This is a genomic window from Pseudomonas sp. Leaf58 (assembly GCF_003627215.1).
In the GTDB taxonomy this organism is placed as follows: Bacteria; Pseudomonadota; Gammaproteobacteria; order Pseudomonadales; family Pseudomonadaceae; genus Aquipseudomonas.
Window position 1 is genome coordinate 3,448,632 of sequence record NZ_CP032677.1, and the last position, 24,702, is coordinate 3,473,333.

The following is a 24,702-nucleotide window of genomic DNA, read 5'->3' on the forward strand; positions in this document are numbered from 1 at the left end:
ACCTCCACTGACAAAAACCTGTACATCCATCCAGATAAAACTTGCCTCTGCGCCCCCGCTTGCGCATCCTAGTGCCCATCACCCCCGATGAAGCGTCCCCGGCCATGCGCCTGTTCCTCTGCGAAAAACCCTCCCAGGCAAAAGACATCGCCAAAGTGCTCGGCGCCACCCGCAAGGGCGACGGCTGCTGGCAAGGCACCGACGTCTGCGTAACCTGGTGCATCGGCCACCTGCTGGAAACCGCCCCGCCCGACAGCTACGACGAACGCTACAAGCGCTGGAGCCTGGCCGACCTGCCGATCATCCCAGAAAAGTGGAAGATGCTGGTCAAGCCCAAAACCGCCAGCCAGTTCAAAGCAGTCAAGCGCCTGCTCGGCGAAGCGCGGGAACTGGTGATCGCCACCGACGCCGACCGCGAAGGCGAAATGATTGCCCGCGAACTGGTCGAGCATTGCCGCTACCGCGGCCCCGTGCAGCGCCTGTGGCTGTCGGCGCTGGACGACGCCTCTATCCGCAAGGCCCTGGCGCGCCTGCTGCCAGGCCACGAAACCTTCAACCTGTACCACTCGGCGCTGGGCCGCTCACGCGCCGACTGGTTGATCGGCATGAACATGAGCCGGTTGTTCACCCTACTGGGCCGGCAATCCGGCTACCAAGGCGTGCTGCCGGTGGGCCGGGTGCAAACGCCAACCTTGCGCCTGGTGGTTGACCGCGACCGTAGCATCGCCAACTTCATACCGGTACCGTTCTGGGCCATCGACGTGCAACTCGAACACGCCGGGCAAGCCTTCAACGCCCAGTGGCGTGCCCCCGAGGGCGCCTGCGACGACCAAGGCCGCTGCCTGAACCAGGCCCTGGCGCAACAGGCCGCCAGCGACATCGGCAATGCCGGCACTGCCCGCGCCGTCAAAGTGGTCACCGAGCGTGTGCGTGAAGCCGCCCCCCTGCTCTTCGACCTGGGCACCCTGCAGGAGCTGTGTTCGAAAAAGTTCGGCCTCGGCGCCCAGGAAACCCTCGACATCGCCCAGGCCCTGTACGAAACCCACAAGCTGATCACCTACCCGCGCAGCGACTGCGGTTACCTGCCGCAAAGCCAGCACGCCGAGGCACCGGCGATCCTCGCCGCCCTGCAGCGGGCCGATGCCAGCCTGGCCCCCCTGCAACCCCACCTGGAGCCCCAGCGCCGCTCCAGAGCGTGGAACGACGCCAAGGTCAGCGCCCACCACGGCATCATCCCCACCGCCGCCGCCAGCGACCCGTCACGCCTGCCGCCCAAGTACAAGGCGGTGTATACCCTGATTCGCGCCCGCTACCTGGCGCAGTTCCTGCCCAACCACGAGTATGATCGCACCCAGGCCGACTTCGACTGTGCCGGCCATGCCCTGCGTGCGGTGGGCAAACAAATCGTCGAACCGGGCTGGCGCCGTGCCCTGCCCGAAGCGTTAACCCCGGCCAAGGGCCGCGAAGCACCACCGGCCCAGGTGCTGCCAGCGCTGCGCGAAGGCCAGGACTGCGCCGTGCAAGGCCTGCAACTGAAAGACCTGTGGACCCAGCCGCCCAAGCCGTTTACCGAAGGCGACCTGATCAAGGCGATGAAGAACGTGGCCAAGCTGGTGGACGACCCACGGCTGAAGCAGAAGCTTAAGGAAACGACCGGCATCGGCACCGAGGCCACCCGCGCCAGCATCATCCAGGGCCTGCTCGACCGTGGTTACCTGGTGAAGAACGGCAAGGCGCTGGCGGCCACGCCTGCGGCGTTCAGCCTGATCGACGCGGTACCCCGGGCGATTGCCGACCCCGGCACCACGGCGATCTGGGAGCAGGCGCTGGACATGGTGCAGAGTGGCGAGATGACCCTGGAAGAGTTCGTCGCCCGGCAGTCGGCGTGGATGGGCAAGCTGGTTGAGCGCTGCAGCGGCATGCGCATGACCATCAGCGGGCCAGCGGCGGGGGCGGCGCCGCCTTGGAAGAAGAAACGCCGGGCTGGGGGTAAAAGCAAAGCAGCCACTGGCAAGCCAAGGCAGCCTCGGAAAAAGCCGGCAACCTGAGGCTTTTCCCGGTAGAGGCGACAAAACCCGCCCAACACATTGGCGCCATGAAATTTACCTGCTAAGTTTTCATGAAAATAATCACAATAATTTTCATGAGGGCCCTGCATGTTCAAACAATCCGCCCAGCACATCGCCAGCTACTACGCCCAGACCTACCCCACCAGCATCCCCCTGCGCCCGACCCTACAAGGCCTTCACGACACCGATGTGCTGATCATCGGCGCCGGTTTCAGCGGCCTGCACACCGCGCTGCGCCTGACCCAGGCTGGCAAGCGTGTAACGCTGCTCGAAGCCAGCCGCGTGGCCTGGGCCGCTTCCGGTCGTAACGGCGGTCAGGCGCTGCTGGGCTGGTCCTGCGACATGCCTCCACTGGAAAAGGCCCTCGGCATCGAACGTACCCAACGCCTGTGGGCAAGCATGTGCTGGGCCGCCGAGGAACTGCGCGAGCTGCCCCAGCGTCACGGTTTCGATATCGATTACCGGCTGGGCAGCCTGTGGACCGCAGTCATGCCGCGCCGGCTGAAAATGCTTGAGCACGCCCGGCACGAGGCCGAACACAAGTGGGGCTACGACGCCCTGCGCCTGATCGGCCGCGATGAGCTGCCAGAATGGATCGACAGCCCGCGCTACCAGGCCGCGCTATACGACGCCAAAGGTGCCCACCTCAACCCGCTAAAGCTGGCCCAGGGCCTGGCCAGCACCGTCGAAGCGGCCGGGGGGCGCATCTACGAACAAAGCCAGGTGCTCAGCTACCACCAAGCTGGCGACGGCTATATCGCCCGTACCGACCGCGGCGAAGTACGCGCCCACGTGTTAGTGCTGGCCTGCAACGCCTACATCGACCGCCTCGACCGCAGCCTGTCGCGTCGGCTGCTGCCGGTCGGTTCCTACCAGGTGGCCACGGCGCCACTGGAGGCCGACTTTGCCCGCTCGCTGCTGCCGCGCAACAGCTGCGTGATCGACAACCAGTTCGTGCCCGACTATTTCCGCCTGACCCCGGACCACCGCTTGCTGTTTGGCGGCGGCTGCACCTACCTGGGCGGCATCCCCAAGGACGTCGCGAAGGCCACCCGCCCCTTTCTGGAACGGGTGTTCCCACAGCTGGCCGGCGTGGCCATCGACTATGCTTGGGGCGGCCACATCGACTGCAGCATCCAGCGCACCCCGGACGTCGGTTGCGAAGGCCAGCGTTACTGGCTACAGGGCTTCTCCGGGCACGGCGTGCTGCCGACCCTGGCGGCCGCGCGGGCGGTAAGCGATGCCATTCTTGGCGATGATGACCTATTGGCGTTGTACCAAAGCATCGACAACGGCCGCTTCCCGGGCGGCGACCTGCTGGCGGCACCGCTGGAAGCCGCTGCCAAGGCTTGGTACCGGATGCGCGACCGCGTCTGATCCTTGTGGGAGCGCGTAAGCCAGGCTCCCACATACTCCAGTACCCAGCCAAATATCTCCTAATCTCAATAGCTCCCTTTGGCTCCTCCACCTAGGAGACACGACCATGAGCTATGTGACCACGAAGGACGGCGTGCAGATTTTCTACAAGGACTGGGGCCCACGCGATGCCCCGGTTATCCACTTCCACCACGGCTGGCCGCTCAGTGCCGACGATTGGGATGCCCAGCTGCTGTTCTTCCTCGCCCAGGGTTACCGCGTGGTCGCCCACGACCGCCGCGGCCATGGCCGCTCCAGCCAGGTATGGGACGGCCACGACATGAACCACTACGCCGACGACGTAGCCGCCGTGGTCGCCCACCTAGGCATCCAGGGCGCTGTGCATGTCGGCCACTCGACCGGTGGTGGCGAAGTGGTGCGCTACATGGCCCGCCACCCCAGCGACAAGGTGGCCAAGGCGGTGCTGATCGCCGCTGTACCGCCACTGATGGTGCAAACACCCGGCAACCCGGGTGGCCTGCCCAAGTCGGTGTTCGACAACTTCCAAGCCCAGGTCGCCAGCAACCGCGCGCAGTTTTACCGGGATGTACCGGCAGGGCCGTTCTACGGCTACAACCGCCCGGGAGTCGAAGCCAGCGAAGGCATTATCGGTAACTGGTGGCGCCAGGGCATGATCGGCAGCGCCAAGGCCCACTACGATGGCATCGTGGCGTTTTCCCAGACCGACTTCACCGAGGACCTGAAGGGCATCCAACAACCGGTGCTGGTCATGCATGGCGACGATGATCAAATCGTGCCGTATGAAAACGCCGGGGTGCTGGCGGCGAAGTTGCTGCCCAATGGCACCCTGAAGACTTACAAAGGCTACCCGCATGGCATGCCGACTACCCATGCCGATGTGATCAATGCGGATCTACTGGCGTTTATCCGTAGCTGATCTTATCGCCTGTGCCGGCCACTTCGCGGGCGTGCCCGCGAAGTGGCCGGCACTGGCAACCCACCTCTCCCAGGATTACCATGTCGCCCTTCTAGCGCGGCCCTTTTCCGCCCCTTTGCCTTCCTGCCTGTCAAAATTCCATGCCCTTCGAACTCACCGTAGAACCCCTTACCCTGCTGATCCTGGCGCTGGTCGCCTTCGTCGCCGGTTTCATCGATGCCATCGCCGGCGGTGGCGGCCTGCTCACCACCCCCGCGCTACTCACCGCCGGCATGCCGCCGCACCTGGTGCTGGGCACCAACAAGCTCAGTTCCACCTTCGGCTCGGCCACCGCCGGTTTCACCTACTACAAGCGCAAGCTGTTCCACCCGGCGCAGTGGCGCCCGGCCCTTTTCGCCACTTTGACCGGGGCGCTGATCGGCGCAGTGATCGCCCACTACATGCCGGCTGAATGGCTGAACAAGATGCTGCCGGTAATTGTTTTCGCCTGTGGCATCTACCTGCTGTTCGGCGGTACGCCCAAGGCGCCGCTGGATGCCGACGCGCCAATCAAGAAAACGTGGCAAATACCGCAGGGCTTCACCCTGGGCTTTTATGACGGCGTCGCTGGCCCCGGCACCGGCGCGTTCTGGACGGTCAGCACCCTGTTGCTGTACCCCATCGACCTGGTCCGCGCCAGCGGTGTGGCGCGCAGCATGAACTTCGTCAGCAACATCGCGGCACTGACGGTGTTCATCATTTCCGGGCAGGTGGATTACGTGGTCGGCCTGTGCATGGGCCTGTCGGTGATGGTTGGCGCGTTCTTCGGCGCACGCACGGCGATCAGTGGCGGCAGCAAGTTCATCCGCCCGGTATTTATCACCGTGGTGCTGGCATTGACCGTACGCCTAGCGTGGCAACACTGGTTCGGCCAAGCCTAAACGCCTGGCCACATACAGATCGATCAGGTACCGGGCAATCGAGCGCCCGGCTGGCAGCGGCGGCAGGTCGTGGACGCTGAACCACTGGGCATCCTCGATCTCGTCGGGCTGCATGACAATCTCACCCCCGGCGTACTCGGCATGGAAGCCGAGCATCATCGAATGCGGGAACGGCCAGCACTGGCTGCCGACGTACTGGATGTTGTGCACCTCCACCGCCACTTCTTCACGCACTTCGCGCACCAGGCAGTCCTCGGCCGACTCACCCGGCTCAGCAAAGCCCGCCAGGGTGCTGTACACCCCGGTGACGAAGCGCGGCGAACGCGCCAGCAAGATTTCATCGCCACGGGTCACCAGCACGATCATGCTCGGCGAAATGCGTGGGTAGCTGCGCAGGTCGCACGGCTGGCAGTACATCGCCCGCTCCCAACGGATTTGCGTCATCGCCTGGCCGCAGCTGCCGCAAAAGCGGTGTTCGCGGGCCCAGGTACCGATCTGCGCGGCGTAGCCCAATACTTTGTAGGTGTCGAAGTCGCCTTCGAGCATGAACGCGCGCAAGCCGCGCCAGCTGCAGCTGGGCACGTCGCTGGCGCTGCGCAGCTCCAGCAGGAACACCGGCTGGCCGTCGAAGTGGCCGATGCCGTGCTCGCACAATACGTCGAGGCCCTGGCGCTTGAGCCAGTCGCGGGGGAACAGCGCGCCGTTGTCGTCAACCAGGAAGCCTTCCGGGCTGCGGGCCACGGCCAGCCCCCCGGTGATCTGCGGGTCGAGTACTGCAGTAGTCCAGCGTGCTGACATGTCGGGGGTTCCTTTACTGCGCGTCCCCCGGCCTGGTCAGTCGGCGAACGTCGGTTTCTGTTTGCTCATGTGCGCCGCCACGGCCACGCGCAGGTCTTCGGACTGCAGCATCGCGGCGTTCCAGGTAGCGATGTATTCCAGGCCATCGTCGATACGATGGTCACGCATGTAGCTGAGCATTTCCTTGGTGCCGGCCACGGCGATCGGCGATTTTGCAGCAATCTCGCGGGCGATGGCAAAGACCCCGTCCAGCAGCGCGGCATGATCATCATAGACCCGGTTGACCAGGCCAATACGCAGCGCCTCAGCGGCCTCGACATTGCGCCCGGTGAAGGCCAGCTCACGCATCATGCCGTCGCCGATGATACGTGGCAAACGTTGCAGAGTGCCGACATCGGCGGCCATACCCATGTCGATTTCCTTGATCGAGAACTGCGCATCACTGCTGCAGTAGCGCATGTCGCAGGCCGAGATCAGGTCGATGGCGCCGCCGATGCAATAGCCTTGCACCGCGGCCAGCACCGGCTTGCGGCATTTGTCCACGGCAGTGAACGAGGCCTGCAGGCGCAGGATGGTACTGCGCAGGAAGCGCGCGTTACGGCCGACGTCCTTGCCCATCTGCCCGGCCAGCGAGGCCAGCATCATCAGGTCGATGCCGGCGGAGAAATGCTTGCCGGCACCGCTGATGACCACTGCGCGCACGGCATCGGTGTCGTCGATCCACTGGAAAATCTGGACGATCTCTTCCCAGAAAGCCGCGTTCATCGCGTTGACCTTTTCCGGGCGGTTGATCTGAACGTGGGCAATGTTGTCGGTCAGTTCGACCTTGAACGCGCTGTACTCGGTCACAGGCGGCACTCCTACGGGTGAAGGGTTCATAGCGAGGATGGTAACCCAGCCCGATGACCGCACTTGTGCCAAAAACGGGACTGCGTGCCTTGCCTATGGCGCGCCGATGCGGCAACGTGCGCCATCGCCGAATCATAAGGAAACATATTAATGTCGCGCTCCCTGCCCGGCACGCTCGCCCGCAGTTTTCTGGGGCAGTCGCCGCTTTGGTACAAGGCGGTCATCTGCCTGTTCTTGGTGCTCAACCCGTTGCTGCTGGTCAGCGTGGGCCCGGTCGCTGCCGGCTGGGCCTTGGTGCTCGAGTTTATCTTCACCCTGGGTATGGCGCTGAAGTGCTACCCGCTGATGCCGGGCGGCCTGCTGCTGGTCGAAGCGCTGCTGTTGAAGATGACGACGCCGCAGGCGCTGTACGAGGAACTGCTGCACAACTTCCCGGTAATCCTGCTGCTGATGTTCATGGTGGCGGGTATTCACTTCATGAAAGAACTGCTGTTGTTCCTGTTCTCGCGCATTCTGCTGGGTGTGCGCTCGAAGGCGACGTTGGCGCTGCTGTTCTGCGTGCTGTCGGCGTTTCTTTCAGCGTTTCTCGATGCGCTGACCGTAACCGCGGTCATCATCAGCGCTGCCGTTGGTTTTTATGCGGTGTACCACCGCGTCGCCTCCGGGACCAACCCACGTGAAGACAGCGCGCTGGACAGCGACCTGCAGATCGCGCAATTGCACCGCGAAGACCTGGACCAGTTCCGCGCCTTTCTGCGCAGCCTGTTGATGCATGGCGCAGTGGGTACTGCCCTGGGTGGCGTATGCACATTGGTCGGCGAACCGCAAAACCTGCTGATCGGCCATGAGATGGGTTGGCACTTTGCCGACTTCTTCTTCAAGGTGGCGCCAGTCTCGCTGCCGGTACTGGGCGCCGGCCTGCTGACCTGCGTGCTGCTGGAGAAACTGCGCCTGTTTGGCTACGGCACGTTGATGCCCGAACCGGTGCGCCAAGTGCTGGCATCCTATGCCGCCGAGGACGATGCCGCGCGTACCCCGGCCCAACGGATCGCGCTGTGGGTGCAAGGGTTGGCTGCACTGATCCTGATCGTGTGCCTGGGTTTGCACGTGGCCGAGGTCGGCCTGATCGGCCTGATGGTAATCGTGCTGATCACGGCGTTTACCGGTATCACTGACGAACACCGCCTGGGCCGCGCCTTCCAGGATGCCATGCCGTTCACCTCGCTGCTGGTGGTATTTTTTGCCGTGGTCGCGGTGATTCACCAGCAGCAGTTGTTCAGCCCCTTGATCAGTTGGGTGCTGACGCTGCCGGCCGAGCAGCAGCCGGGCATGCTGTACCTGGCCAACGGCTTGCTGTCGGCGATCAGTGACAACGTGTTCGTGGCCACCATTTACATCACTGAGGTGAAGCAAGCGTTCCTCAATGGCGGCATGAGCCGTGAGCATTTCGAGACCCTGGCGGTGGCGATCAACACCGGCACCAACCTGCCCAGCGTGGCGACCCCCAACGGGCAGGCGGCGTTCCTGTTCCTGCTGACATCGGCAATCGCGCCGCTGATCCGGCTATCGTATGGGCGGATGGTGTGGATGGCTTTGCCCTATACCGTAGTGATGGGCGGCCTTGGGTGGTGGGCGGTGACCTACTGGTTGTGAGTGTTCGGCGGGTGGGCTGCGGTTTCATCACGGTTGAAAGGTGTATGCCTTGAAGATGATACCGCCTGTGAGATCGAGCGCCGCCCGCGCGGCGCTTCGCGGGGCAAGCCCGCTCCCACATTTGTTTCGGGCCAATCACGCCTGTGAGGCCACCTCTGTCCGCCTTGTTTGTTCCCTTCGATATCGAGGGGATAGAGCTGTTCTGCATTTCCAGCCCGCTCCCACATTTGTTTCGGGCCAATCACGCCGGTGAGGTCACCTCTGTCCGCCTTGTTTGTTCCCTTCGATATCGAGGGGATAGAGCTGTTCTGCATACATTTCCAGCCCGCTCCCACATTTGTTTCGGGCCAATCACGCCGGTGAGGTCACCTCTGTCCGCCTTGTTTGTTTCCTTCGATATCGAGGGGATAGAGCTGTTCTGCATACTTTCCAGCCCGCTCCCACATTTGTTTCGGGCCAATCACGCCTGTGAGGCCACCTCTGTCCGCCTTGTTTGTTCCCTTCGATATCGAGGGGATAGAGCTGTTCTGCATTTCCAGCCCGCTCCCACATTTGTTTCGGGCCAATCACGCCGGTGAGGTCACCTCTGTCCGCCTTGTTTGTTCCCTTCGATATCGAGGGGATAGAGCTGTTCTGCATACATTTCCAGCCCGCTCCCACATTTGTTTCGGGCCAATCACGCCGGTGAGGTCACCTCTGTCCGCCTTGTTTGTTCCCTTTGATATCGAGGGGATAGAGCTGTTCTGCATACATTTCCAGCCAGGCACCAAGGCTGCAACCCACCTGGCACAGGAATAACTGGCCCGAAACTGATGTGGGAGCGGGCTTGCCCCGCGAAGCGCCGCGCGGGCGGCGCTCGATCTCACAGACGTCATCACCCTCAAGCCATGCACCTACAAGCCTTAAGCCAATCTCAACCCCATACAACTTTCCCGCCATACTCGCATCGAAACACAGGTAAGCCCCACCACAGCAAGGAGATCAACCATGGCGCTGCGTACCACGCTGCTGCTTTCCTGCATGACGCTGGCGATGCTCGGCTGCGCCGGCAACGATCACCCGGCACCACCGCGCACCCAGCAGGTCGACCTGCAACGCTACCAGGGCACCTGGTACGAACTGGCGCGGCTGCCGATGTTCTTCCAGCGCAATTGCGTGCAGTCAGAGGCACACTATGGTCTGCGCACCGACGGCCGCATCGACGTGACCAACCGCTGCCAGGAAAAGGACGGCCAGTGGAACCAAGCCAAAGGCATCGCCGAAGCCCAGCAACCCGGCAGCACCGATAAGCTCTGGGTGCGCTTCGACAACTGGTTCAGCCGCCTGGCCCCCAGCCTGACCAAGGGCGAGTATTGGGTGCTGTACCACGACAAGGACTACCGCATGGCCCTGGTCGGCCACCCCAACCGTGAATACCTGTGGCTGCTGTCGCGCACGACAGCGGTCACTGACCAGCAGCGTGAACAACTGCTGACCATCGCCCGCGACCAAGGCTATGACACCAGCAAGCTGATCTGGCGGCAGGCCGAGTAGCGGGCCATCGACGACATACGGCAATCCAGCTAAGGTGTGCCCCGTCGCTGATGGGCTGAACAAGGAACCTGAGCATGGACCTGCTATTCCTCGGTACCTCCGCCGGGGTGCCAACCAAGGCACGCAATGTCAGCGCCACGGCGGTGATCGAAGCCAGTGGCAGCCACTGGTACCTGGTCGATTGCGGCGAAGGCACCCAGCACCAGTTGCTGCACACACCGCTGTCGCTCCGCGACCTGCGGGCGATTTTCATTACCCACGTGCACGGCGACCACTGCTTCGGCCTGCCGGGCCTGCTGGCCAGTGCCGGCATGAGCGGGCGCACCCAACCACTTGACTTGGTCCTGCCCGCTGCCCTGCACGACTGGGTACGCCACGGCCTGGTCGTCAGCGACACGTTCCTGCCGTTCGAAGTGCGCCTGCTGGCTGTGGAAGGCCTGGTGGAGTGGCACAGTGACGCCCTGCAGGTGACCACTGTGCAGCTGTCGCACCGGGTGCCAAGCGTCGGCTTCGTGTTCACCGAACTCAACCCCGAACCGCGCCTGGACATCCCGCGCCTGGAGGCCGAAGGCATCCCCCGCGGCCCGCTGTGGGGCGATTTGGCCAAGGGCCTGTCAGTGCAGCATGGCGAACTGCTGCTGCACGGCGCGGATTACTTGCGCCCGTCACGCCCACCACGGCGGGTGATCGTGTGCGGCGACAACGACAACCCCGAGCTGTTGGCCGACGCCGCACGGGGCGCAGACGTGCTGGTGCACGAAGCCACGTTTACCCAGCCGATAGTCGAGCGTACGGGGATCACCTTCGGCCACAGCACCGCTGCAGCCGTGGCGCGCTTTGCCCAGGCCGCCGGTGTGCGCAACCTGGTCCTGACGCATTTCAGCGCCCGCTACCAGCACGACCCACGGCGCAGCCCGAACATCGACAACGTGCGCGACGAAGCCCTCGGCCATTACAGCGGGCAACTGACCCTGGCGCAGGACCTGCAGCGCTATCACATTGCCCGTGACGGCTGTCTTGAGCCGATCGGATAAATTGGCGCACGGTTGGGGATGCCGATGGTGCATGTGCGGGGTGGGCCGCAGATTGCGGCGTTTCTGCCAAGCCTTTCATTGCCTGTTCCGGCCTAATCGCCGGCAAGCCAGCTCCCACAGGATGCACTGGCCCTGAGGCATATGCAGTACCTGTGGGAGCTGGCTTGCCGGCGATTAGGCCGGTGCAGGTGCAATCGATCTCGGGTCAGGCCGCCAAGCGCCCACTGGCAATCGCCTCCGACGCCGCCAGCATCGCCCGCAGCAACACGGCGCAACCCGCTGCCAGGTCCCCGGGCGTGGCGTTCTCGATCTCGTTATGGCTGATGCCGTTCTCGCACGGCACGAATATCATCCCCGCCGGCCCCAGCTCGGCCAGGAAGATCGCGTCATGCCCCGCGCCGCTGACGATGTCCATGTGCGCCAAGCCCAGCGCCTTTGCCGACTCGCGCACGGCATCGACACAGCCTGGGTCGAAGTACAGCGCCGGGAAGTCAGCCGTGGCCACCAGTTCGTGGCTCAGGCCATGCTTGGCACAGGTGGCCTCGATCACCGCGCGCACCTCGGCTATCATCGCATCCAGTTGCTCGCCTTCCAAATGGCGGAAATCCAGGGTCATGCGCACTTCGCCCGGGATCACGTTACGTGAGCCTGGGTACGCCTGGAGGCAACCCACTGTGCCACAGGCATGCGGTTGATGGCCCAGGGCGGTGCGGTTGACCGCTTCCACCACCGCAGCGGCGCCGACCAGGGCGTCCTTGCGCAGGTGCATGGGCGTAGGGCCGGCGTGGGCTTCGACACCGCGCAAGGTCAGGTCAAACCACTTTTGGCCCAAGGCGCCAAGCACCACGCCGATGGTCTTGGCCTGGTCTTCGAGGATTGGCCCTTGCTCGATATGCGCTTCAAAATAAGCCCCGACGGGGTGGCCCAGCACCGCGCGTGGGCCGGCGTAGCCAATGGCGGCCAACGCCTCGCCAACGCTGACACCCTGGGCATCGCGCTTGGCCAGGGTCTCCTCCAGGGTGAACTTGCCGGCGTACACCCCCGAGCCCATCATGCACGGCGCAAAGCGCGAGCCTTCCTCGTTGGTCCACACCACCACTTCCAGCGCCGCTTCGGTTTCTACGCCGAGGTCGTTGAGGGTGCGGATCACCTCCAGCCCGGCCATTACCCCAAAGCAGCCGTCGAACTTGCCACCAGTAGGCTGGGTATCGATATGGCTGCCGGTCATCACCGGGGGCAGCTTGGGATTACGCCCTGGGCGGCGGGCAAAAATGTTACCGACTGCGTCGATGCTGACCGTGCAACCGGCGGCCTCGCACCACTGCACGAACAGGTCGCGAGCCTGGCGGTCAAGGTCGGTCAGGGCCAGGCGGCACACGCCGCCCTTGGCAGTGGCGCCGAGGCGGGCCAGGTCCATCAGCGATTGCCACAGGCGGGTGCTGTCGACGTGCTGGGCGGTGGTCTTCAGGATTTCTTGGACGGGGGTCACGGGTTTCTCCTCAGGCATTTTTTGTTGTCTGCACGGGCCCCTTCGCGGGTGAACCCGCTCCTACAGGGCACCACAGGTTGCCAATACCGTAGAGGCCCTGTGGGAGTTGGCTGGCCGGTGCGGCCTCAAGGCAAGGGCTTGGCCACACGCGCCGGGCTGCGCGCCGCCATGCTGGCAAACACGTAGTACAGCGCCCCACCCAGTAGCGAGCCGGTGAACCAGCCGTAGTCGTAGAACCAGCTGAAACTGCTGTTACCAATGGCCATCACCGTCAGACCTACAGGCAAGGCGAAGGCAGCAAAACCGGCCCAGTTCCACGCCGGGTACACGTCATCGCGGTACAACCCGGCCAGGTCCAGCTTCTGCCGGCGGATCAGGAAGTAGTCCACCACCATGATCCCGGCGATTGGCCCGAGCAGGCTGGAATAGCCCAGCAGCCAGTTGGAATAGACGCTCTCCAGGCTCAGGTCGGAGACTATCCAGCCGAGCTTCTTCAACAACTCATGGCCCATCAGCGCCAGGCCGATGAACCCGGTCAGCCACACCGCGCGGGTACGCCCGATCAAGCGTGGGGCAATGTTCTGGAAGTCGTTGGTCGGCGACACGATGTTCGCCGCGGTGTTGGTCGACAGCGTGGCAATCACGATCAGCGCCATGGCCAGCGCCACCCAGAACGGGCTGTGAATCTTGCCAATCAAGCTGACCGGATCGGACACCGTCTCGCCTACCAACGAGGCCGAAGCAGCAGTCAGCACCACACCCAACGCCGCAAACAGGAACATGGTCAGCGGCAGGCCGAAAATCTGCCCGAGAATCTGGTCCTTTTGGCTACGGGCGTAACGGCTGAAGTCGGGGATGTTCAGCGACAGCGTGGCCCAGAAGCCGACCATGGCCGTAAGCCCGGCGCAGAAGTAACTGAGCATGTTCGCGCCCGCCGGGCGCTTGGGCGGCTGGGCCAACAGTTCGGTCATCGACATGTGCGGCAAGGCCCAGAACAGCAAGCCTACGCCCACCGCCACCAGCAGCGGTGCCGACAGCGTTTCGAGCCACTTGATCGACTCGGCACCGCGTAGCACCACCCACAGGTTCAGGCACCAGAAGATCATGAAGCCGATCACCTCGCCAGCGCCGCCCAGGGCCTTCCAGCCGTCGAACACCGAGCCCAGGAACAGGTGAATGGCCAGGCCGCCGAACATGGTCTGGATGCCGAACCAGCCGCAAGCGACGACGGCACGGATCAAGCACGGCACGTTGGAGCCAAGGATGCCGAACGACGAACGCAGCAGCACCGGGAACGGGATGCCGTACTTGGTGCCGGGGAAGGCGTTGAGGGTAAGCGGGATCAGCACGATCAGGTTGGCCAGCAAAATCGCCATCAGCGCCTCGCCGACGCTGAGGCCGAAGTAAGCCGTAAGCACCCCGCCGAGGGTGTAGGTAGGCACGCAGATAGACATGCCCACCCACAAGGCGGTGATGTGCCATTTGTTCCAGGTGCGTTGGTGCACCTTGGTCGGTGCGATGTCGTGGTTATAGCGCGGGCTGTCGAGGACATCGCTGCCTTCAGTCAGCTCGAACAGGCCACCCTGCTCGACCACTTCCGATCTGCTCTGCTGCCTGCTCTGCTGCATGGGAACCTCTCCAGGTTTCTTGTAGTTGTTTGCTCAACGGGCTAAGGCGATGGCCGGGAGTACACACGCGCAATGGTGCTTAGAAATTTCGACCAGATTTTCATCTTGTCAAGTTAGTCAAAAATCCTGAAAGCCCCGTACTCAACACTCTATTAATAATTAATCCTTTAAATTCAATAGGTTAAAAGCCACAAAATTAATAGGAAATTTGCTTGCTGAATCCGGGATCAGCATCTAGCCTCGAATCTTGTCAGGCCTGACAGGATTAACCGACCTGCCCGCCCGGCCGCCAGACAATTCCAAGAACCGGCCCAGACCGGTCAGCCTGCGAGGAGAACGGCATGTCCCTGTTGATCCGTGGTGCCACCGTGGTTACTCACGAAGAGCGTTACCCCGCCGATGTCCTGTGTGCCGATGGCCTGATCCGCGCCATTGGTCAAAACCTCGAACCACCCACCGGCTGCGAAATCCTCGACGGCAGCGGCCAATACCTGATGCCCGGCGGCATCGACCCGCACACCCATATGCAGTTGCCTTTCATGGGCACCGTGGCCAGCGAGGACTTCTTCAGCGGCACCGCCGCCGGCCTGGCCGGGGGCACCACGTCGATCATCGACTTCGTCATCCCCAACCCACAGCAGTCGTTGCTGGAGGCCTTCCACACCTGGCGCGGCTGGGCACAAAAAAGCGCCAGTGACTACGGCTTCCACGTCGCCATCACCTGGTGGAGCGAGCAGGTGGCTGAAGAGATGGGCGAGCTGGTAACCAAGCATGGGGTGAATAGCTTCAAGCACTTCATGGCCTACAAGAATGCAATCATGGCCGCCGACGACACCCTGGTGGCCAGTTTTGAGCGCTGCCTGCAGCTGGGTGCGGTGCCCACCGTACATGCCGAGAACGGTGAGCTGGTGTACCACCTGCAGAAAAAACTGTTGGCCCAGGGCCTGACCGGGCCAGAAGCACACCCCCTTTCGCGCCCTTCACAGGTGGAGGGTGAAGCGGCCAGCCGTGCTATACGCATTGCCGAAACGATTGGTACACCGCTGTATGTGGTGCATATTTCCAGCCGTGAAGCGCTGGATGAGATCACCTACGCCCGGGCCAAGGGCCAGCCGGTGTACGGCGAGGTACTGCCCGGCCACCTGCTGCTGGACGACAGCGTCTACCGCGACCCAGACTGGGCCACCGCTGCCGGCTACGTGATGAGCCCGCCGTTCCGCCCGCGCGAACACCAGGAAGCGCTGTGGCGCGGCCTGCAGTCGGGCAACCTGCACACCACCGCTACCGACCACTGCTGCTTCTGCGCCGAGCAGAAAGCCATGGGCCGCGATGATTTCAGCCGTATCCCCAATGGCACCGCCGGCATCGAGGACCGCATGGCGGTGTTGTGGGATGCCGGGGTCAACAGTGGGCGGTTGTCGATGCACGAATTCGTCGCGCTGACCTCCACCAACACCGCGAAAATCTTCAACCTGTTCCCACGCAAGGGCGCCATTCGCGTAGGTGCTGACGCCGACCTGGTGCTGTGGGACCCACAGGGCACCCGCACGATCTCGGCAAAAACCCACCACCAGCAGGTGGACTTCAACATCTTCGAAGGCCGTACCGTACGCGGTATCCCCAGCTACACCATCAGCCAGGGCAAAGTGCTGTGGGCCAATGGCGACCTGCGCGCCGAAGCGGGTGCGGGGCGCTATGTGGAGCGGCCAGCGTATCCGTCGGTGTACGAGGTGCTGGGGCGCAGGGCCGAGCAACAGCGGCCAACGCCCGTTCAGCGCTGAGACCATTGGGGGCTGCTGCGCAGCCCATCGCCGGCAAGCCCCATATAAAAAGAGAGGCTATAACCGTGATCGATGCCCTGAACCATTTGCCGCGCCCCAGCGCCGGTGCCGACCAGCTGGCCGAGCGCTTCAGCGACTTGGCCCCACCCCTTACCGCCCGCCAGGCCGCCGTCGAAAGCGCGCGCTGCCTGTACTGCTACGACGCACCCTGCGTCAACGCATGCCCCAGCGACATCGACATCCCGTCATTCATCCATCGCATCAGTGACGAAAACCTGCAAGGCGCCGCCGAGCGCATCCTTTCGGCCAACATTCTCGGCGGCAGCTGCGCCCGCGTCTGCCCCACCGAAATCCTTTGCCAGCAAGCCTGCGTGCGCAACAACGCCCAAGAGTGCGCGCCGGTGCTGATCGGCCAGCTGCAGCGCTATGCGCTGGACAACGCCCACTTCACCGAGCACCCGTTCAAGCGCGCGCCGGCCACTGGCAAGTGCATCGCCGTGGTTGGCGCCGGTCCTGCCGGGCTGGCCTGCGCCCATCGCTTGGCCATGCACGGGCATGACGTGGTGGTGTTCGAAGCCTGCGACAAGGCCGGCGGCCTGAACGAGTACGGCATCGCCCGCTACAAACTGGTGGACGATTACGCCCAGCGTGAAGTTGAGTTCCTGCTCGGCATCGGCGGTATCGAGATTCGCCACGGCCAACGCCTGGGTGGCAACCTCAGCCTGGGCGAGTTACGCGAGCAGTACGACGCGGTGTTCCTCGGCCTCGGCCTGAACGCCGTAAGCCAGCTGGGCCTGCCTGATGAACAAGCACCCGGCGTGGTCGCCGCCACCGAATACATCCGCGAGCTGCGCCAGGCCGATGACCTGAGCCAACTGCCGCTGGCCGACCGCTGCCTGGTGATCGGCGCCGGCAACACCGCGATCGACATGGCCGTGCAGATGAGCCGCCTAGGCGCCCGCGATGTCAACCTGGTGTACCGCCGTGGCCACGCCGACATGGGCGCCACCGGCCATGAGCAGGACATTGCCAAGGCCAACCAGGTACGCCTGCACACCTGGGCCCGCCCCGATGCCGTGTTGCTGGACGACAGCGGCAAAGTGCGCGGTATGCGCTTTGCCCGCACCGAGCTCGCCGATGGCCACCTGCGCGACACCGGTGAAACCTTCGAGCTGGCCGCCGATGCCATCTTCAAGGCCATCGGCCAACGTTTCGACGACGCCAGCCTCGGCGACCCGCTGGCCGCACAATTGGCCCGCGATGGCGAGCGCATCCGCGTCGACGAGCAGCTGCGGACCAGCCTGCCGGGGGTGTATGCCGGTGGCGACTGCACTGCGCTGGGCCAGGACCTCACCGTCCAGGCCGTGCAACACGGCAAGCTGGCCGCCGAAGCCATCCATGCCCAACTCATGCTCAACGTGGAGGCAGCGTAAATGGCCGACCTGTCTATTGAATTTGCCGGCATCAAGGCACCCAACCCCTTCTGGCTGGCCTCCGCACCGCCAACCGACAAGGCCTACAACGTGGTCCGCGCCTTCGAGGCCGGCTGGGGCGGCGTGGTCTGGAAGACCCTGGGCGAAGACCCGGCAGCAGTCAACGTGTCTTCGCGCTACTCGGCGCACTACGGCCCCAACCGCCAAGTGCAGGGCATCAACAACATCGAGCTGATCACCGACCGCTCGCTGGAGATCAACCTGCGCGAAATCACCCAGGTGAAGAAAGACTGGCCCGACCGTGCGCTGATCGTGTCACTGATGGTGCCGTGTGAAGAAGCATCCTGGAAGTTCATCCTGCCGCTGGTAGAGGCTACCGGTGCCGACGGTATCGAGCTGAACTTCGGCTGCCCGCACGGCATGCCTGAGCGCGGCATGGGCGCCGCGGTCGGCCAGGTGCCGGAGTATGTGGAAATGGTCACCCGCTGGTGCAAGACCCACAGCGCGCTGCCCGTGATCGTCAAACTCACCCCGAACATCACCGACATTCGCCTGTCGGCCCGCGCCGCACACCGTGGCGGGGCCGATGCGGTGTCGTTGATCAACACCATCAATTCCATCACCAGCGTCGACCTGGACCGCATGGTGGCCCACCCCATCGTCGGCGACCAGAGCACCCATGGCGGTTACTGCGGTTCGGCGGTGAAGCCGATTGCCCTGAACATGGTGGCGGAAATCGCCCGCGACCCAACAACCCGCGGCTTGCCGATTTGCGGTATTGGTGGCATCGGCAGCTGGCGTGACGCGGCTGAGTTCATGGCGTTGGGCAGTGGCGCGGTACAGGTGTGCACGGCGGCGATGCTGCACGGCTTTCGCATTGTCGAAGACATGAAGGACGGGCTGGCGCGCTGGATGGACGAGCATGGCCACCGTAACATCGAGGCGTTCCGTGGCCAGGCGGTGGGGCACACCACCGACTGGAAGTACCTGGACATGAACTACAAGTCGGTGGCGCATATCGACCAGCAGGCGTGCATTGGTTGTGGGCGTTGCCATATCGCCTGTGAGGACACCTCGCACCAGGCCATTGCCAGCACACTTAAGGCGGATGGCACGCATGCCTACAGCGTGATCGAGGAGGAATGCGTGGGTTGCAACCTGTGCCAGATCACCTGCCCGGTGGAAAGCTGCATCGAAATGGTCGCGCAGGATACCGGCAAGCCCTACCTGAACTGGACCCAGGACCCACGCAACCCCTACCACGAAGCCAGCTGAGGCGATTGGGCCCGCGAAGGGCCGCATAGCGGCCCCAATCGCGGCCTCAAGGCTCCAGCCCAATCCCCCGCAAGATCACACTGGTCACCGTCTGTACCGCACTCTCGAAGGCCATGTCCGACAACGCCTCCCCACCGTTAAGCAACTGCACCTGGTAACCAAAGTCGGCATAGTGCTGGGTCGAGGCCCAGATCATGTACAGCAGCGCCGATGGCTCTACCGGCAGGATGTACCCCTCTTCCACCCAACGGCGGATCTTGGCCTCCTTCAACTGGGCCCAGGGCACCAGGCTTTCATTCAGGTTCACCCCGAGCACCGGCGCCCCATGCAGCATTTCTTCGGCCCATATTTTTGAGCCCAGCGGGCGTGAACGGGAATGGCCCATCTTCGCCCGGATGTAACTGGTCAGTACCACACGCGGGTCGTCGAAGTTCTCGAAACACAGGGCGTCCTGCTTCCATACATCCAGCAGGTCCTGCAGCACCGCGCGGAACAACTCGTCCTTGGTGCTGAAGTAATAATGCAGGTTGGAGCGCGGCAACTCGGCCTGTTCGGCGATATCGCCCATGGACGTGGCAGCGTAGCCTTTCTCGGCAAAAACCATTTCCGCCGCCTGCAGAATCTTCTCGATGTTGCGCCGGCGGATTTCGATCTTGTGGTTGGCCATCAGGCTAGGGCCGTCCACACCGCCAGTTCATAGCCATCCGGGTCGATGAAGTGAAAGCGTCGCCCGCCCGGGAAGGCAAACGTCGCCCGGCTAATCGTGGCGCCTGCCGCCTCGACACGTTGCTGCGTGGCTTCCAGGTCGTCGGCATACAGGATCACCAGCGGGCCACCCGGGCGCACCGGTTCGCCCGTGGTAAAACCACCGGTCAGCCGGCCATCGCTGAACTCGGTGTAGGTGGGCCCGTAATCGGTGAAGGCCCAACCGAACACACTGCCGTAGAAGGCCTTGCTCCGTGCGATGTCGCTGACATTGAACTCAATGTTGTCGATCTGCCGGTCCTTACCGCGAATAGCCATGTGTGCTCCGTGCCCAGTGGTGTTTGCCCTAGTCTACTCCGGACTTTTCCGACTTTTACAGGCCGCCCTCTGAATTGCCCAAGCGTTATCCGCCATTGGCCCGGTCACGCACCGGGCACTGGGCACGGTGCAGGTTCAGCGCGGTGTTGATGATGCCGATATGGCTGAACGCCTGGGGGTAGTTGCCGAGCATGCGCTGGCCGGCTGGGTCGTACTGCTCGGCCAGCAGGCCAAGGTCGTTGCACAGGCCGATCAGGCGCTGGTATAGCGCCTGCGCCTGTGCCTGGCGCCCCAGCAGTACATACACGTCGGCTAACCAGAACGAACACACCAGGAAGGTGCCCTCCCCGGGGGTGAGGCCGTCGCTGCAGCGGTCGCTGTCGTAACGCAGCAGCAGGCCGTTCTTCAGCAGGCGTCGCTCGATCTGTTCGAGCGTGCGCAAAAAACGAGGGTCATCAACCGGTAAAAAGCCGGTCAGGGCAATGTGCAGCAGGCTAGCGTCCATCTCGGCCGAGCCGTAGGCCTGGACGAAAAACTGGCCGCTGGCGTCCAGGCCGTGCTCGCACACTTCACGGTGAATGTCGTTGGCCACCTGGCGATAATGCTGCCCACGTTCGCGGCCTTCTTCGGTGGTGTCGGCCAGCCCGGCGGCACGGTCAAACGCGACCCAGGCCATGACTTTGGAGTGCACGAACTGCTGCCGGCCGCCACGCACTTCCCAGATGCCTTCGTCCGGCTCGCGCCAGATGCGCTCGACGTACGGCAAGATCAAGCGCGCGATAGCGGCGCTGCGCGGGTGGCGGGGCAAACCGCCCTTGATCGCCTGGGTCATGGCATCGGCGAGTTCGCCATAGATGTCCAACTGCATCTGCTCGGACGCGGCATTGCCCACGCGTACCGGTTGCGAATGCTCGTAACCGGCCAGCCACGGCAAGGTGTATTCCTGCAGGTCGCGCTCGCCAGCCAGGCCGTACATGATCTGCATCTGCTCGGGGTTGCCGGCCACTGAGCGCAGCAGCCATTCGCGCCAAGCCTCGGCTTCGTCGAAGTAGCCAAGGTTCATGAACGCCAGCAAGGTCATGGTGGCGTCGCGCAGCCAGCAGAAGCGGTAGTCCCAGTTGCGCTCGTGGCCGATGCGCTCGGGCAGCGAGGTGGTAACCGCGGCGACAATGCCGCCAGTGGGCGCATAGGTCATGGCCTTGAGGGTGAGTAGCGAACGGCGCACCAGTGCGGTGTACGGCCCCACCTGCGGGCAGCGGTCGGCAAAGGCCTGCCAATAGTCACGGGTGCAGGCCAGAGCAGCGTCGATGTCGCAGTCAGGTTGCAGCGGCAGGTGCGAAGGTTGGTGGCGCAGGCTGAACACCTGGCGTTGGCCTGCGCCTAGGCGAAAGCGGCAAACGGTGTGGTGATCGCGAGCGTGCGGGGCCACGGTGCTGCACAGGATCAGGCGGTCAGGGCCGGCGACGGCGCTAAGGGTGTGCGGGTCGAGCCGTTCTACCCAGGGCACGCTGCGGCCATAGTCGAAGCGCATGACCAGGTCCATTTCGAACGTGGTTTCGCCCGCGAGGCCTTCGACGATGCGCACCACCGAATTGGCCTCGCCCAGTGGCATGAAGTCGAGCACGCGGGCACGACCGCTGGCGGTCACCCAGGTGGTTTCCAGCAGCAGCGTGTCACCCAGGTATTGCCGGCTGCTATGTTCGACCGGGTCGCTGGGCGCCAGGCGCCAGCGGCCGTTTTCTTCATTGCCCAGCAGGGCGGCGAATACCGCGGGGGCGTCGAAGCGGGGCAGGCACAGCCAGTCGAGCGAGCCATCGCGGCTGACCAGGGCGGCGCTACGGCAATTGCCCAGCAGGGCGTAGTCTTCGATGTGGGCGGGCATTGGGGCTCCTTTATCTGTTCACCTGTGGCGGCCCTTTCGCCGGCTAAACCCGCGCAAAGGCCGCCACTGGCTTTAGCAAAACCTCACCCCAACCGATGCCACTCCCGCTTATCCCGCGTCAGCAATTCATTGCCGGCCTCGGGCCCATCGTCACCGGCCGGGTACTCATGCACCTCACCGGCCTGGGCCCAGGCATCCAGGAACGGCTGCACTGCACGCCAGCCATTCTCAATGTTGTCGGCGCGCTGGAACAGGGTTTGGTCACCGGTCAAGCAGTCGTAGATCAACGTCTCGTAGCCGGTCGCCGGGGTCATCTTGAAGAAGTCTTTGTAGGCAAAGCCCAGCTCCACGTTCTCCATCACCAGCTCCGGCCCAGGGCGCTTGGCCTGCAAGTCGAACCACATGCCTTCGTTGGGCTGGATCTGGATTTTCAGGTAATTGGGCTTGGGCCGCTCCAGCTCCGACTCGCGAAACTGCGCATACGGCGCGGGTTTGAAGCAAATGGCGATTTCGGTGTCGCGCACGCTCATGCGCTTGCCGGTGCGCAGGTAGAACGGCACGCCAGCCCAGCGCCAGTTGTCGATCATCACCTTCAGCGCCACATAAGTCTCGGTCTGGCTGTCGGGCGCGACGTTGGCCTCCTGGCGGTAGCCGGGCAATGTCTTACGCCCCTGCTTGCCGGCACTGTATTGGCCGCGTACGGAGTTTTTCAGGGCCATCTTCGCCGACCACGGGCGGATGGCGCCGACCACCTTGGCCTTCTCGCTGCGCACGGCATCGGCGGCGAACGCAGCCGGGGGTTCCATGGCCACCATCGCCAGCAATTGGAACAGATGGTTGGGCACCATGTCGCGCAGGGCCCCGGTGCCGTCATAGAACGCACCGCGGGTCTCGACACCGACAGTTTCGGCAGCGGTAATCTGCACGTGGTCAATGTAGTGGTTGTTCCAGAACGATTCGAACAGGCCATTGGAAAAGCGGCTGACCAGAATGTTCTGCACCGTTTCTTTGCCCAGGTAATGGTCGATGCGGTAGATCTGCCGCTCGCCCATCACCTTCAGCAGGCAGGCATTGAGCGCCTCGGCACTGGCCAGGTCGGTGCCGAACGGCTTTTCCACCACGACGCGGCGAAAGCCCCCGGCAGACTCGTCCAGCAAGCCGGCCTGGCCCAGACGCAGGGCCACCTCTGGGAAGAAGCGCGGCGAGGTGGCCAGGTAGAAGATGGCATTGCCATGGCTGGTTTTCTCGATGCGCTTGGCCAGAGCCTGGTAGGTGGCGGGGTCCAGGAAGTCGCCGGTCTGGTAATCCAGGCGCTTGGCCAGGCGCGCCCACAACTTCTCGTCCAGGCACTTGGCCGAGCCCTCGGCGCCCTTGTCCCGCTCGAGCATGAACGCCTGCAGGCGCTCGGCGAACGCCTCGGCAGTGGCTGGGTTGTGGTCTACACCGACGATGCGCAGGTTGCGGTCCAGCAAACCGTCACGGCTGAGGTTGTACAGCGCCGGCATCAGCAGGCGCTTTACCAGGTCGCCATTGGCGCCGAACAAAAACAGCGTGCAAGGGGGTGCGGCCGGAATGCTCGGTTTAGTCATTCGCCTTTCTTCTCGACGTGGCCACCAAAGCCCAGGCGCATGGCCGAGAGAATTTTGTCACCGTAGGTGCCCTGCTGCTGGCGCGAGCGGAACCGGGCGAACAGCGCGCTGGACAGCACCGGCACCGGCACCGCCTGCTCGACCGCGGCATCGATGGTCCAGCGGCCTTCGCCACTGTCGGACACCGAGCCACTGAACTGCGACAGCTGCGGGTCGGCCACCAACGCGTCGGCGGTAAGGTCGAGCAGCCACGAGGTAACCACGCTGCCGCGCCGCCACACTTCAGCGATCTCGGCCACGTTCAAGTCGAAGCGCTGGTCCTCCGGCAACTCGCTGCCACCCTTGCTGCGCAGCAGGTCGAAACCTTCGGCATAGGCCTGCATCAGGCCGTATTCAATGCCGTTGTGCACCATTTTCACGTAATGCCCGGCGCCGGGTGGGCCGGCGTGGATGTAGCCGTGTTCGGCGCGCTGGTGCTCGCCGCTACGGCCATGGGTACGCGCAATGTCACCCACACCCGGTGCCAACGCCTTGAACAGCGGTTCCAGGCGCTCGAATACGTCCTTTTCGCCACCGATCATCATGCAGTAGCCACGGTCCAGGCCCCACACACCGCCGGAGGTGCCCACGTCCAGGTAATGCAGCCCGCGCTTGGCCAGTTCGCCGGCACGGCGCATGTCGTCCTTGTAGAAGGTGTTGCCGCCATCGATGATCGCATCGCCCGGCTCCAGCAACTCGGCCAGTTGCGCGATGGTTTGCTCGGTGGGCTCACCGGCCGGCAGCATTACCCACACCGCGCGCGGTGCTTTAAGTTTTTGTACCAGCGCACCAAGGTCGTGAGCACCCTGGGCGCCCTCGCCCTCCAAACCGCTGATGGCCTCGCGGTTGCGGTCGTGCACCACAGTGCGGTGGCCGGCGCGCATCAGGCGCCTTGCAATGTTGCCGCCCATGCGGCCCAGCCCGATAATTCCCAGTTGCATGAGCCGATGCTCCCTTTGCGAAATAAATGACACAACACAGTCCAGCTTTTCAGATTAGTCCAGGGTACCGCTCAAGGGTTCAGCGACGAACGGCGAGACCACGATAAACAAAAAAGTTCCCAAGGCCTGCGAAAGAATCCAGAATGCGCCCCGCGTGAAGCGTCTACGCTTTGACTTGTCACTAGCCAAAACCGCGAGGTGTGCTCATGGGTACTTTGATGCCTGCAACCCCAACCCAGACACTCTATGTTTCCGTGCGCCGTGATGAGCTGCGTAAATTGAAGGATGAACGCGACCAATTGCGTGAACAGGTGGCCCAGTTGAACCTGCTGCTGGCGCAACAACGCGCGGGTGACAACGCTTTCAGCCTCTGATTTTCCCTTCTTGCGTGGGGGTTGCACAGCTCCCACCTTGCTGATCCCCCTTTTCAGCTTTTCCAAGCCCGCCTTTAC

20 protein-coding genes are annotated in these 24,702 nt (G+C 63.6%); 11 read left to right on the forward strand and 9 right to left on the reverse strand.

Going from position 1 to position 24,702, the window contains the following annotated elements; all coding sequences use genetic code 11:
* The first annotated feature begins 104 nt into the window (after positions 1-104).
* The 4 genes from DV532_RS16115 (at position 105) to DV532_RS16130 (ending at position 5,303) form a co-directional block, all read left to right on the forward strand.
* Positions 105-2,048, forward strand: coding sequence for a DNA topoisomerase III (locus DV532_RS16115; RefSeq protein WP_056803080.1), 1,944 nt, complete (start codon positions 105-107; stop codon positions 2,046-2,048).
* Between the two features lie 108 nt (positions 2,049-2,156).
* Positions 2,157-3,446 carry an FAD-binding oxidoreductase gene (locus DV532_RS16120; RefSeq protein ID WP_056803083.1) on the forward strand — a complete coding sequence of 430 codons (1,290 nt, stop codon included), beginning with the start codon at positions 2,157-2,159 and terminating at the stop codon, positions 3,444-3,446.
* Between the two features lie 106 nt (positions 3,447-3,552).
* Positions 3,553-4,383: an alpha/beta fold hydrolase gene (locus tag DV532_RS16125; RefSeq protein WP_056803085.1), complete on the forward strand. Its 831-nt coding sequence runs from the start codon at positions 3,553-3,555 to the stop codon at positions 4,381-4,383.
* Between the two features lie 140 nt (positions 4,384-4,523).
* Positions 4,524-5,303, forward strand: coding sequence for a TSUP family transporter (locus DV532_RS16130; RefSeq protein WP_056803089.1), 780 nt, complete (start codon positions 4,524-4,526; stop codon positions 5,301-5,303).
* On the opposite strand, the gene nudC is transcribed toward DV532_RS16130, so the two are convergent.
* Together nudC and DV532_RS16140 are read right to left on the reverse strand one after the other, a co-directional pair.
* Positions 5,271-6,101, reverse strand: a complete 831-nt coding sequence (gene nudC / locus DV532_RS16135) for an NAD(+) diphosphatase (protein ID WP_056803092.1) — start codon at positions 6,099-6,101, stop codon at positions 5,271-5,273. The two genes, DV532_RS16130 and nudC, sit on opposite strands and share 33 nt — an antisense overlap.
* Before the next feature lie 36 nt (positions 6,102-6,137).
* Positions 6,138-6,950 carry a crotonase/enoyl-CoA hydratase family protein gene (locus DV532_RS16140; RefSeq protein WP_056803095.1) on the reverse strand — a complete coding sequence of 271 codons (813 nt, stop codon included), beginning with the start codon at positions 6,948-6,950 and terminating at the stop codon, positions 6,138-6,140.
* 150 nt (positions 6,951-7,100) lie between these two features.
* On the opposite strand from DV532_RS16140, the gene nhaB reads away from it, so the two are divergent.
* From nhaB to DV532_RS16155, 3 genes are all read left to right on the forward strand, one after another.
* Complete coding sequence (gene nhaB / locus DV532_RS16145; RefSeq protein WP_056803097.1) at positions 7,101-8,603, forward strand: sodium/proton antiporter NhaB; 1,503 nt, start codon at positions 7,101-7,103, stop codon at positions 8,601-8,603.
* 987 nt (positions 8,604-9,590) lie between these two features.
* The gene (locus DV532_RS16150; RefSeq protein ID WP_056803100.1) at positions 9,591-10,136 is read left to right on the forward strand and encodes a lipocalin family protein; all 546 of its coding nucleotides are present in this window, start codon (positions 9,591-9,593) and stop codon (positions 10,134-10,136) included.
* A 74-nt stretch (positions 10,137-10,210) separates the two neighbouring features.
* Positions 10,211-11,170, forward strand: a complete 960-nt coding sequence (locus DV532_RS16155; protein ID WP_056803103.1) for a ribonuclease Z — start codon at positions 10,211-10,213, stop codon at positions 11,168-11,170.
* A 205-nt stretch (positions 11,171-11,375) separates the two neighbouring features.
* Here the strand turns inward: DV532_RS16155 and DV532_RS16160 are convergent, their stop codons facing one another.
* Complete coding sequence (locus DV532_RS16160; RefSeq protein ID WP_056803106.1) at positions 11,376-12,659, reverse strand: Zn-dependent hydrolase; 1,284 nt, start codon at positions 12,657-12,659, stop codon at positions 11,376-11,378.
* Between the two features lie 125 nt (positions 12,660-12,784).
* On the reverse strand, positions 12,785-14,287 hold the full coding sequence (locus DV532_RS16165; RefSeq protein ID WP_056803109.1) for an NCS1 family nucleobase:cation symporter-1: 1,503 nt from the start codon (positions 14,285-14,287) through the stop codon (positions 12,785-12,787).
* A gap of 341 nt (positions 14,288-14,628) precedes the next feature.
* Here DV532_RS16165 and hydA point away from each other — a divergent pair, with 341 nt between their 5' ends.
* The 3 genes from hydA (at position 14,629) to preA (ending at position 18,776) form a co-directional block, all read left to right on the forward strand.
* Positions 14,629-16,068 carry a dihydropyrimidinase gene (gene hydA, locus DV532_RS16170; protein WP_056803113.1) on the forward strand — a complete coding sequence of 480 codons (1,440 nt, stop codon included), beginning with the start codon at positions 14,629-14,631 and terminating at the stop codon, positions 16,066-16,068.
* A gap of 65 nt (positions 16,069-16,133) precedes the next feature.
* The gene (locus DV532_RS16175; protein ID WP_056803116.1) at positions 16,134-17,501 is read left to right on the forward strand and encodes an NAD(P)-dependent oxidoreductase; all 1,368 of its coding nucleotides are present in this window, start codon (positions 16,134-16,136) and stop codon (positions 17,499-17,501) included.
* A complete protein-coding gene (gene preA, locus DV532_RS16180) occupies positions 17,502-18,776 on the forward strand; it encodes an NAD-dependent dihydropyrimidine dehydrogenase subunit PreA (RefSeq protein WP_056803119.1) in 1,275 nt (424 codons plus the stop codon).
* Positions 18,777-18,822: 46 nt separating this feature from the next.
* On the opposite strand, the gene DV532_RS16185 is transcribed toward preA, so the two are convergent.
* From DV532_RS16185 to gnd, 5 genes are all read right to left on the reverse strand, one after another.
* Positions 18,823-19,443 carry a TetR/AcrR family transcriptional regulator gene (locus DV532_RS16185; protein ID WP_056805319.1) on the reverse strand — a complete coding sequence of 207 codons (621 nt, stop codon included), beginning with the start codon at positions 19,441-19,443 and terminating at the stop codon, positions 18,823-18,825.
* Positions 19,443-19,799 (reverse strand): VOC family protein, encoded by a 357-nt coding sequence (locus DV532_RS16190; protein WP_056803122.1) that lies wholly within the window; start codon positions 19,797-19,799, stop codon positions 19,443-19,445. Before DV532_RS16190 ends, DV532_RS16185 begins: the two co-directional genes overlap by 1 nt.
* 85 nt (positions 19,800-19,884) lie before the next feature.
* Complete coding sequence (locus DV532_RS16195) at positions 19,885-21,681, reverse strand: glycoside hydrolase family 15 protein (protein WP_056803124.1); 1,797 nt, start codon at positions 21,679-21,681, stop codon at positions 19,885-19,887.
* 83 nt (positions 21,682-21,764) lie between these two features.
* On the reverse strand, positions 21,765-23,270 hold the full coding sequence (zwf, locus tag DV532_RS16200; RefSeq protein ID WP_056803127.1) for a glucose-6-phosphate dehydrogenase: 1,506 nt from the start codon (positions 23,268-23,270) through the stop codon (positions 21,765-21,767).
* Positions 23,267-24,274, reverse strand: coding sequence for a phosphogluconate dehydrogenase (NAD(+)-dependent, decarboxylating) (gene gnd / locus DV532_RS16205; protein WP_256659134.1), 1,008 nt, complete (start codon positions 24,272-24,274; stop codon positions 23,267-23,269). The genes zwf and gnd overlap by 4 nt, the downstream gene beginning before the upstream one ends.
* Before the next feature lie 182 nt (positions 24,275-24,456).
* On the opposite strand from gnd, the gene DV532_RS30400 reads away from it, so the two are divergent.
* Positions 24,457-24,624: a DUF6026 family protein gene (locus DV532_RS30400; protein WP_236707537.1), complete on the forward strand. Its 168-nt coding sequence runs from the start codon at positions 24,457-24,459 to the stop codon at positions 24,622-24,624.
* The last annotated feature ends 78 nt before the right edge of the window (positions 24,625-24,702 follow it).